Below are 10,469 nucleotides of genomic sequence, written 5' to 3' on the forward strand. Positions count from 1 at the left end.
ATAAAAAATATTCTGGCAAAGAAGGATTTTCTTAGAGAAAATAAAATAGGTATGACAAAAGAAATCCCCGCTCTTCGCAATGAGGAGCGGGGATAATTCTTTTCTATGTTAAATAGCGAGGGGAATCGCTATTTTCATTTCCCTGATTAGAGAGTGAACTTGTAACCTACAGTAATCTGGATTACGTTGTTGTAGCCTTTATCTGCGTGCTTGAATACCTTTGTGCAACCGATGTTGTAACGAGCATCGAATACTAAGTTCTGGTACTCATAAGAGAGACCTACTGGTACAGAAAGGTCGAATGTCTTAACTGCGTCATCTGGCATGTCATCTTTTGCAACCATGAAACCTGGCTGGATACCTGCCTTCAAAGCGAGTCCCTGAGCTACATAGTAGTTCAATGTTACAGGTATATTGATATATCCTGGAGTCCAAGTTACATGGTTAGACTTTGTTCCCTGAGCAGAGTAGAGTGCACCGACAGCAAGACCTACCTTATCTGTAGCCTGATACTGCAATTCAGCACCGGCTGCGAAACCTGCCTTCCAATCACCGTCTGCGATAGTAGAAACATTCAAACCTACCTTAGGCTGGATAGTTGTTGTACCTACAGCCTGCTGTGCGAAAGCACCTACTGAAGACAGCACCATAGCTGCCATAACAAATAATTTTTTCATAATCTCTAAATTATAAAATTAATAGTATGTTAATACTCACGATTGAGTAAGTTGGTAATCAGCTTATACTCTGATACCATAAATAACTGGTTGCAAAGATATAGGTTTTCTCTATTCGCTCCAAACTTTTTAAGCTTTATTTTCCATCATATTACAAAATGTAGCATATTTGTTCCCATATCGTATGTTTTTAGAAATTATTATCCCCTTTTTCTTGCAAACTATCGGCTTTTAGGGAAAAGAAAAAGAGGATATAACTGATGCTATATCCTCTTTTGGTTATTTATTCTTCTTCTTCGTCCCAGTCTTCTTCATCAAATCCAAACATGGCTGGATCAACGAAGGCATCCAGGGCACGGCGTTCTTTCTTGGTTGGGCGACCAGTGCCTCTTGCTCTATCTACGAATCCGCTGATGCGACTCATCTCCAGCAGTTCATACTGCTTAGGGTCAGTCACGTTCTTATAGACCCCGAAGAGCATTTTGGCTCCTACACGCTGCTCTATGCAGTCGAGTACCTCAAAAGAGTAGGTGATAGGGGCTTTCTTCACGCTCACCACGTCGCCACGTTTAATGATGAAGGAGGGTTTACGGGTTACGCCGCCTACAGTTACTCTGCCATTCTTACAGGCATCGGCAGCAATGCTGCGAGTCTTGTAAATGCGGGCTGCCCAAAGCCACTTGTCTATTCTAGCTGATTCTTTCATTTCTGGCTTCCTATTTTTTTCCTAGCTTGTTGTATTGGTTCATGGTGATATCAATACCTGCCAATACGAAGCTTTTGATGATCTCCACACCCAGGTCGATGGCAGGCTGAAGCTGCTTCATATCTTCCTCGGTATATTTGCCAAGTACCCAGTCTATCTGTCCGCCACGAGGATAATCGTTGCCGATACCCATACGGAGTCGGGCGTAGTTCTGACCGATAAGCTGCTGGATATGTCCCAAGCCGTTATGACCACCATTGCTTCCGTTAGCCTTCAGGCGGAAAGCGCCGAGAGGCAGGGCGAGCTCATCACTGATCACCAGGAGGCGGCTCTGGTCAATCTTTTCCTGATTCAGCCAATATCTCACGGCATTACCACTCAGGTTCATGAAGGTGGTAGGCTTCAGCAGGATAATCTTTCTTCCCTTGAGCGTAGTCTCGGCAACGAAACCATATCGCTTATCCTCAAAATGAATATTGGACGCTTTAGCAAAAGCGTCCAATACCATAAATCCTGTGTTGTGCCTGGTATCAGCGTATTCGTCGCCAGGATTACCAAGCCCACAAATCAAATATTTATCCAATGTTTGATAATGCTTTACTCAGGTTCGTAAAATCTTTGATGACTATCGATTAAGCCTCCTCCTCAGCAGCAGCCTGTGCAGCGAGTTGAGCGTTACGTGTCATCTTGATAGAGCAAACTACAACAGCCTTGCTTGTAGCCAACTCGAGACCCTCGAATGAGAGGTCACCTACCTTGATGCTCTTACCAATCTTCAACTCTGTAACGTCGATATCGAGGTGCTCAGGAATAACCTGGTAAGGAGCTGTAACGTTGATCTTACGGATAGAGAGGTTCATACGACCACCATCACGTACACCCTGTGCAAGACCTACCAACTTAACTGGGATACCGATAGTGATAGGCTTCTGATCGTTCACCTCGTAGAAGTCAACGTGCAGAGGAGCGTCTGTTGTTGGGTGGAACTGGATCTCCTTCATGATAGCTGTGTGGCTCTCACCGTCGATGATGAGGTTGATTACATATACATGAGGAGTGTAGATGATCTTACGCAACTCAGTGAATGGAACTGCGAAAGACAAAGCCTCAGGAGCACCGTTTGCATCCTTCTTCTCACCATAAAGGTTACATGGGATGAAACCTTCCTTACGCAATGACTTAGAAGCTTTCTTGCCAAGGTCTGTACGCTTCTGACCTGTTACATTAATCTCTTTCATTTGTGTTACTCTAAATTAAGTTGTTAAAAAATAATTTTGCCTTAACTCGCCATCACACGGATTAGCTTTGTTTGAAGCATGCCTCGCGAGTGTTTCTCGTAAAGCGGTTGCAAAATTACTACTTTTATTTGGAATATGCAAATTTCTGGGCGATATTTTCTCCAAAATGCCCGTTAAATATATAAAACTCATCTCCTAACCTTAAAAAAATAGAAATTATTGCCCCTTTTCTTGCATATTATATATTAAATATGTAAATTTGCACTGTTTTAGGTAATTATATAAATAAATCTTTTAAATTATTAGAGAATGATTAATAGGGATTTGATAAGACGTAAGATTGTGCAGTTAACCTACGCATACTATCAGAACAGCAATCATAATATTGATAATGCTGAAAAGGAGCTGTTGTTTGCTCTTTCTAAGTCGTATGACTTGTACAACTATATGTTGCAACTCATTGTAGCTCTCACCCAGGAGGCACAGAAGCGCTATGAGGTAGAGGTGGCTCGTGCTCAGCGTGAGGGTGCTCCTGAGCCTTCTTCAAGATTCGCATACAATAGATTTGCCGTGCAGTTGGAAGAGAACAAGATGCTCGCCGACTGGGCTGATGTGAAGAAGTCTTCTTGGGAAGAGGATATCGAAACAGTACGCAAGATTTATACTGCCATCGTCTCCAGCGATCTCTATGCCAGCTATATTGACGGTTCCATGACCAAGGATCATAAGGAGGAACTTACCGATTATGCATACGACCGCGAGTTCTGGCGCCGTGCTTACAAGACCTTCATTCAGAACAATGATGATCTCGATGCTTTGCTCGAGGAGAAAAGCCTCTACTGGAATGATGACAAGGATATCATCGATACCTTCGTGCTGAAGACCATCAAGCGCTTCGAGCCAACCAGCAAGGCTGATCAGGAATTGCTTCCGGAATATAAGGATGAAGAGGACCGCGACTTTGCCCGCAAGCTCTTCCGTGCTACATTGCTCAACTGCGATGCTTATCAGCACTATATCGGCGATGCTTGCCGCAACTGGGATTTCAACCGCCTGGCTTATATGGATGTAGTAGTCATGCAGATTGCCATTGCCGAGTTGATGACTTTCCCTGGCATTCCTGCTACGGTTACCATCAATGAGTATGTAGATCTTGCCAAGCTCTATAGTACTCCTCGCAGTGGTGGCTATGTAAACGGCATGCTCGATACCATCGCCCGCTTCCTCATCTCTCGTGGCTTGATCCAGAAGAAGTTGCCTGAGCGCAAGGGTGGTCACCATGGACCTCATGGACCTCATGGACATAAGGAAGGCTAATGTATAGAGAGTGTATATGTAATGTACGCGCGTACATTATATATATGAATACTTTCGATAATATATAGTGATATTCAAGAATAAACAACATTAATCAATTAGAATAAAGACATGACAAATTTAGTATTGCAGGCTGCTGCTGGTGGTAGCAGTATGAGTTTCCTCATTATGATGGTAGCTATCTTCGCTATCATGTGGTTCTTCATGATTCGTCCTCAGCAGAAGAAGCAGAAAGAGATACGTAAGTTCCAGAATTCTTTGGCAGAAGGTACAAAGGTGGTTACTGGCGGTGGTGTGTATGGCACTGTTAAGCGTGTAGATCTCCAGGCTAATACGGTAGATGTAGAGATTGCACGTGGCGTAGTCATCACTGTTGCTAAGGGTTACGTTTTCGCAGACGCAGCTAGCCAGACTCCTAACGCACAGTAGTCTATTCATAGAATTCTGATGCATAGTATTGGAAACATATTGAAGGCTGTCAGAAACTTCCTGTTCAGTGGCCTGAATAAGGAGTTTCTGATTTTTTTGTTCTTTCTCGCTCTCAGTGGCGCCTTCTGGTTGATGATGACGCTCAATGAGACCATGGAGAGGGAATATAAGATTCCTATGCGCCTGGTGGGAACACCACGTAATGCGGTGATAACAGGAGATTTGCCTGATACTGTGCGTATTACGGTGCGTGATAAGGGATTCACTCTGATAACCTATGCTTTCCGTCCGCTTAATTTCAAGTTTAACAACTATGCAGATGAAACAGAGGGACAGGGTGTGATTCCGGTAGCTGATGTCCAGAAGCAGATTCTCTCGCAGCTCTATGGTTCGAGCAAACTCCTGCAGGTAAAGCCGGGCAAGTTTGATTTCTACTTCACCTATGGTGCTTCCAAGAAGGTGCCGGTGGTGTTCAGGGGAAAGATTACGACCAGCAAGAGCTATTATCTGGCGCATACCGAGTTTTTCCCTTCTACGGTTACCGTATATGCCAACAAGCGACAGCTCGATGAGGTCAAGGCTGTAGAGATCGTACCTTTCTATTACCGCAATCTCCAGGATACCATCCGGGAAAATGTGCGCATCAAGAAGATTCGAGGCGTGAAGGTAATGCCTGATATGGTTCGACTGGCTGTGTATCCGGATATCCTGACCGAGGAAACGGTGGATGTTCCGATTACGGCTATCAATATGCCACCCGATAAGGTGCTCAGAACCTTTCCTTCCAAGGTGTCGGTGAAGTTTACCATCGGGGCTAGTCTCTTCAGAACCATCAAGCCTAGCCAGTTTACGGTGGTAGTGGATTATAATGAAATCGCTGACAATCCTTCAGATAAGTGTACCCTGCAGTTGCGTAGTGTGCCTCGTTCGGTAAGCAAGGCGTCGCTGGAAATGGAAACGGTGGATTATCTGCTGGAACAGCAATTATGATTGATAATTTATAATTTACAATTCATTGGTATGAAGATAGCTATAACGGGGGGCATAGGTAGCGGAAAGAGCTATGTGTGCAGAATCCTGGAGAAGCACGGCATCAGGGTTTACGACTGCGATGCCGGGGCTAAGCGGTTGATGAGGCAGGATGCTGACTTGCAGGCGGGCTTGAAGAAGTTGGTCGGCGAGGAGGTGTACAGTGCCGACGGTATCTTGAAGAAACCGGTGCTTGCCCAGTTTATCCTGACAGGCGAGGCAAACAAGCAGGCGGTAAACGATGTGGTGCATCCCGCAGTGGCTCGTGATTTCGAGCAGAGCGACTGTGACTGGATGGAGAGTGCCATCCTCTTCGATAGTGGGTTCCAACGTCGTACCCATTTCGATAAGGTGGTATGTGTCTCGGCTCCCGTTGCCGTTCGTCTGCAGCGCATCATACAGCGCGATCATATCTCTCAGGAGAAGGCGCAGCAGTGGATAGATGCCGTGATGCCGCAGGAAGAGCTGATAGCCCGTTCGGATTATGAAATCGTGAATGATGGGGTGAGGGATGTAGAAGCGCAGGTAGTGCATCTGCTCAATCTGCTCAATCCATCAGATAATTGATCATATTAAAAAATAAAAATAGATTATAATAGACAATGGAAACAATTCTTTCAATTGCAGGCAAGCCAGGCCTTTACAAATTGGTATCAAGAGGTAACAGAACTCTTATCGTTGAGACTCTCGACGAAACTCACAAGCGTGTACCAGCTTTCGCTACAGACCGTGTAACCAGCCTTGGTGACATCGCTATGTACACAGATGCAGACGAGGTGCCATTGTGGGAGGTACTCGACAGCGTAAGCAAGAAGGAAGAGGGCAAGCCAAGTTCTTTCAACTACAAGAAGGCTCCTGCTGCTGAGCTTCACGATTACTTCGCTGAGGTTCTTCCTAACTACGATCGCGACCGTGTACACGACAGCGACATCAAGAAGCTCCTCCAGTGGTACAACATCCTCGCTAAGTATGGTATCACAGATTTCAAGGCTACTCTTGCTCCAACAGAGGGTGAGAATGTAGATGATCGTGCTGAGCAGGTTGCTGAGTAAGATTCATGGGTATATAAAGGTCGCCCTGAAAGGGCAAAAGCTTTCAATTTCAAAGCTTTTGCCCTTTCAGGGCGACTTGGTTTATTTATTTCTTTTCTATCTTCTTCAGTTCCTTCTCAAATCTTCTTCGATACATTTCGCCGGCAATGGTCAAACCGAACGGGAAGGCAATCCAGATGCCCAGCAATCCCATGCCGCAAGGGAAACCGAGGGTATAACCCAATGGCAATGAGATGACGAAATAGGCGATGAAGGCATAGAGCACCATCGGCTTCACGCAGGCAATGCCTCGAAGCGCATTGGCAAAGGTGTATTGCAGACCATCGCCAAACTGATAAACCATCATCAGGATAATCAGCGTAGCTACATACGCCTGTACCTCTACGTTATCATTAAACCATCCGCCTATCTGGTGGCGGAGCAGAAGTACCGGCAGACCCATGCAGAGCGAGAACAGCAGGTTCAGTCGGAATCCGTCGTAGGCATTGAGGCGAACGGCGGCATAGTCTTTCTGCCCCATAAAGTGGCTCACACGGATGGCCATGGCTGCTGCCATACCCGAGAGCACGAGGTAGAAGAGCTGCGAAATGGTAATCATTACCTGGTGAGCTGCCAATGGAATGGTGCCGAGCCAGCCTACCATCACGCAACTCAGCGTAAAAGCAGCCGATTCCATACCCAGCTGGAGAGCCACCGGCCAGCCCAGTCGGTTCATCTCCTTGAAATCCTTCCTGTTTACGCAACTGTGTACAATGTCATAACTGTAGGTTCTGAATTTTCTGCAGGTCACTACCATTCCTACCATCGCCAGCGCCATCAGGATTCTACTTGCCAGGGTAGAGATTCCAGCTCCGAGCAATCCCAGTTCCGGGAAGCCAGCCACACCGTAGATGAGCACCCAGTTGCCCAGGATGTTCACGATGTTACCGCCTATCATCGCCCACATCGCCACCTTAGTCTGTCCGATTCCGTCGAGGAATTGCTTCATGGTATAGAAGATTCCCATGAAGAGCACTGATGCCAGATTCACCAGAAAGTAAGGGCGGATAAGCTCCAGCAGTTCCTCCGGCTGTCCGATATGTGCCAGATTGAGATAGAGCAGGATGAGGGCAAGGGTGAAGATGCCTCCCGTCAGCATGTTGGCAAGGAAGGAGTTGCGTACCTTCTGACCGATGACGTCGGTACGTTCCTCTCCGTAGAGTCTGCCGATGATAGGGGTGAGTCCGTAGGTGAATCCCATATAGGATACGAATACAAGACCGAAGATATTGTTTACCAGTCCTGCTGCCGCCAGTTCGGGAGTACTGTGATGACCGATCATCAGCGTGTCGGCGAATCCCAGGATGATGGTTCCCAGTTGTCCGATGATGATAGGAAATCCTATCGAGAGCAGTTCGCGGTAATGATGTTTCTTGTGCATTGTCATTGCTTTACTATGGTTGTTTATATTGCTTTTTAATTACTAATCTTTTTCTTGATGTTCTGAACTTCCGTTTGGATGTGCAAAGTTACTGCTTTATTCAGTAACTACCAAATTTTTCATTCAGAAAAAGATTTTTTCTTCCTTTTATTTGGAGTTGTCGGATAAAAGTACTATTTTTGCATTATCAATCAACTGACAATCAGATTTATAAACCAAAAACAATTATACCGTTATGAACAACATTCCATTAGTATTTTGGCTCATCCCGATAGCCAGCGTTGTAGCATTGGGTATGGCATGGTTCTTCTTCCGTTCGATGATGAAGGAAGATGAGGGAACCGACAGAATGAAAGAGATTGCGGCGCATGTAAGAAAAGGTGCGATGGCTTATCTCAAGCAGCAGTATAAGGTGGTGACCATCGTCTTTGTGGTGCTCGCCATCGTCTTCGCCTTCATGGCTTACGTACTGAAAGTGCAGAATCCGTGGGTTCCGTTCGCATTCCTTACGGGTGGTCTCTTCTCCGGACTGGCAGGCTTCTTCGGTATGAAGACGGCTACCTATGCTTCGGCTCGTACAGCTCATGGGGCTCGTACAGGACTTGACAAGGGATTGAAGATAGCCTTCCGCAGCGGTGCCGTGATGGGACTTGTCGTGGTAGGACTCGGTCTGCTCGATATCGCCATCTGGTTTGTTGTTCTGAACGCCGTATATGCCGGCGAGGCAACCGCCCTCGTTACCATCACCACCACAATGCTTACCTTCGGCATGGGTGCTTCTACCCAGGCTCTCTTTGCCCGAGTAGGTGGAGGCATCTATACCAAGGCAGCCGATGTGGGAGCCGACCTGGTGGGTAAGGTGGAGGCGAACATCCCTGAAGATGATCCCCGTAATCCGGCTACCATTGCCGATAATGTAGGAGATAATGTGGGCGATGTTGCCGGAATGGGTGCCGACCTTTACGAGAGCTATTGCGGTTCCATTCTTTCTACAGCTGCCCTGGGAGCTACCGCTTTTGCCATGAACGGCGATATGCAGCTCCGTGCCGTCATCGCTCCTATGGTCATAGCAGCCATCGGCATCTTCCTCTCGCTCATCGGCATCTATCTGGTTCGTACCCAGGAGGGTGCATCCATGAAGGATCTGCTCCATTCCCTGGGATTAGGTACCAATGTCAGTGCCGGTCTTATCGCCGTGGCTACCTTTATTATATTATATCTTCTGGGTATCGAGAATTGGCTCGGACTCTCATTCTCTGTCATCAGTGGATTGGTGGCTGGGGTCATCATCGGTCAGGCTACGGAGTATTATACTTCGCAGAGCTACCGACCAACCCAGAAGATTGCCGAGGCATCAGAGACGGGTCCTGCCACGGTGATTATCAAGGGAATAGGAACGGGAATGATCTCTACCATGGTGCCTGTGGTTACCATCTCCGTAGCCATCATGCTCAGCTATCTCTGTGCCAATGGTTTTGATATGTCGCTCTCTGCCAAGTCTATCAGCGTAGGACTTTATGGCATAGGTATTGCAGCCGTGGGTATGCTGTCAACGCTGGGTATCACCCTGGCAACGGATGCTTACGGTCCTATTGCCGACAATGCCGGAGGTAATGCGGAGATGAGCGGACTGGGTAAGGAGGTGCGTGAACGTACCGATGCACTCGATGCACTTGGCAATACCACTGCTGCCACAGGTAAAGGCTTTGCCATCGGTTCTGCAGCCCTTACTGCTTTGGCGCTTCTTGCATCTTACATTGAGGAAATCAAGATAGCCATGATTCGTGCGGTAGAGAATGGCAAGCAGTATGTGGATGCAGCCGGAAACATCTTTGACCCATCGAATGCCACTACCATCGATTTCATCAATTTCTTCCAGGTGAATCTCATCAATCCGAAGGTGCTGGTGGGTGCTTTCCTGGGAGCGATGGCAGCCTTCCTGTTCTGTGGACTGACGATGGGAGCTGTAGGTCGTGCGGCTGAATCTATGGTTCAGGAGGTACGTCGCCAGTTCCGTGAGATCAAGGGAATCCTTGAGGGCAAGGCTACGCCTGATTATGGAAGATGTGTGGAGATCAGTACGCGCAGTGCTCAGCGTGAGATGATTATTCCGTCCTTGCTTGCCATCATCATTCCGATAGTAGTAGGTCTGGTTTTGGGAGTAGCTGGAGTCTTGGGTCTTCTTACGGGCGGACTTGCAGCCGGCTTCACGCTTGCCGTCTTCATGTCCAATTCTGGTGGTGCATGGGATAATGCCAAGAAGATGATAGAGGAGGACAACTTCGGAGGCAAGGGTAGTGAGAATCACAAGGCTACGATTGTAGGTGATACCGTTGGTGATCCGTTCAAGGATACCTCGGGTCCATCCCTCAATATCCTCATCAAGCTGATGTCGATGGTAAGTATCGTGATGGCAGGTTTGACCATTGCCTTCCTGTAAGACTGAGGTTTAAGGTCTTAAAACACAGGAGAAGATTTTGAACGCTTTAGTAAATAACTTTACAAAGTTTCTATGCCAAAAAACTACCCTTAAGGAAAGAAAAACTTTCCCTTAAGGAAAAATATTTTTTCCCTTCCTTAATTCCGCAACACTATAATTTA

At 46.8% G+C, this 10,469-nt stretch carries 11 protein-coding genes; 6 read left to right on the forward strand and 5 right to left on the reverse strand.

Going from position 1 to position 10,469, the window contains the following annotated elements:
• Positions 1 to 146: 146 nt before the first annotated feature.
• The 4 genes from DW657_RS06655 to DW657_RS06670 form a co-directional block, all read right to left on the reverse strand.
• Entirely contained in the window at positions 147 to 677 is a 531-nt protein-coding gene (locus DW657_RS06655) for a porin family protein (protein WP_118311894.1), read from the reverse strand.
• Positions 678 to 960: 283 nt separating this feature from the next.
• On the reverse strand, positions 961 to 1,383 hold the full coding sequence (locus tag DW657_RS06660; RefSeq protein WP_118311895.1) for an RNA-binding S4 domain-containing protein: 423 nt from the start codon (positions 1,381 to 1,383) through the stop codon (positions 961 to 963).
• Between the two features lie 10 nt (positions 1,384 to 1,393).
• A complete protein-coding gene (gene pth / locus DW657_RS06665) occupies positions 1,394 to 1,966 on the reverse strand; it encodes an aminoacyl-tRNA hydrolase (RefSeq protein ID WP_118311896.1) in 573 nt (190 codons plus the stop codon).
• Positions 1,967 to 2,015: 49 nt separating this feature from the next.
• A complete protein-coding gene (locus DW657_RS06670) occupies positions 2,016 to 2,621 on the reverse strand; it encodes a 50S ribosomal protein L25/general stress protein Ctc (protein WP_118311897.1) in 606 nt (201 codons plus the stop codon).
• Between the two features lie 309 nt (positions 2,622 to 2,930).
• Between DW657_RS06670 and nusB the strand changes: the two genes are divergently transcribed.
• From nusB to DW657_RS17715, 5 genes are all read left to right on the forward strand, one after another.
• A complete protein-coding gene (gene nusB, locus DW657_RS06675) occupies positions 2,931 to 3,938 on the forward strand; it encodes a transcription antitermination factor NusB (protein ID WP_118311898.1) in 1,008 nt (335 codons plus the stop codon).
• 111 nt (positions 3,939 to 4,049) lie between these two features.
• Entirely contained in the window at positions 4,050 to 4,367 is a 318-nt protein-coding gene (yajC, locus tag DW657_RS06680; RefSeq protein WP_117662985.1) for a preprotein translocase subunit YajC, read from the forward strand.
• 18 nt (positions 4,368 to 4,385) lie between these two features.
• Positions 4,386 to 5,357: a CdaR family protein gene (locus tag DW657_RS06685; protein WP_118311899.1), complete on the forward strand. Its 972-nt coding sequence runs from the start codon at positions 4,386 to 4,388 to the stop codon at positions 5,355 to 5,357.
• 30 nt (positions 5,358 to 5,387) lie between these two features.
• Entirely contained in the window at positions 5,388 to 5,963 is a 576-nt protein-coding gene (coaE, locus tag DW657_RS17710; RefSeq protein ID WP_158577326.1) for a dephospho-CoA kinase, read from the forward strand.
• A 35-nt stretch (positions 5,964 to 5,998) separates the two neighbouring features.
• Positions 5,999 to 6,448 (forward strand): DUF5606 domain-containing protein, encoded by a 450-nt coding sequence (locus DW657_RS17715; protein WP_153128383.1) that lies wholly within the window; start codon positions 5,999 to 6,001, stop codon positions 6,446 to 6,448.
• Between the two features lie 85 nt (positions 6,449 to 6,533).
• On the opposite strand, the gene DW657_RS06695 is transcribed toward DW657_RS17715, so the two are convergent.
• On the reverse strand, positions 6,534 to 7,874 hold the full coding sequence (locus DW657_RS06695; RefSeq protein WP_118311900.1) for an MATE family efflux transporter: 1,341 nt from the start codon (positions 7,872 to 7,874) through the stop codon (positions 6,534 to 6,536).
• A 229-nt stretch (positions 7,875 to 8,103) separates the two neighbouring features.
• Here DW657_RS06695 and DW657_RS06700 point away from each other — a divergent pair, with 229 nt between their 5' ends.
• Entirely contained in the window at positions 8,104 to 10,308 is a 2,205-nt protein-coding gene (locus tag DW657_RS06700) for a sodium-translocating pyrophosphatase (RefSeq protein WP_118311901.1), read from the forward strand.
• Positions 10,309 to 10,469 lie beyond the last annotated feature (161 nt).

This window comes from Prevotella sp. AM23-5 (genome assembly GCF_003473645.1).
GTDB classification, from domain to species: domain Bacteria; phylum Bacteroidota; class Bacteroidia; order Bacteroidales; family Bacteroidaceae; genus Prevotella; species Prevotella copri_A.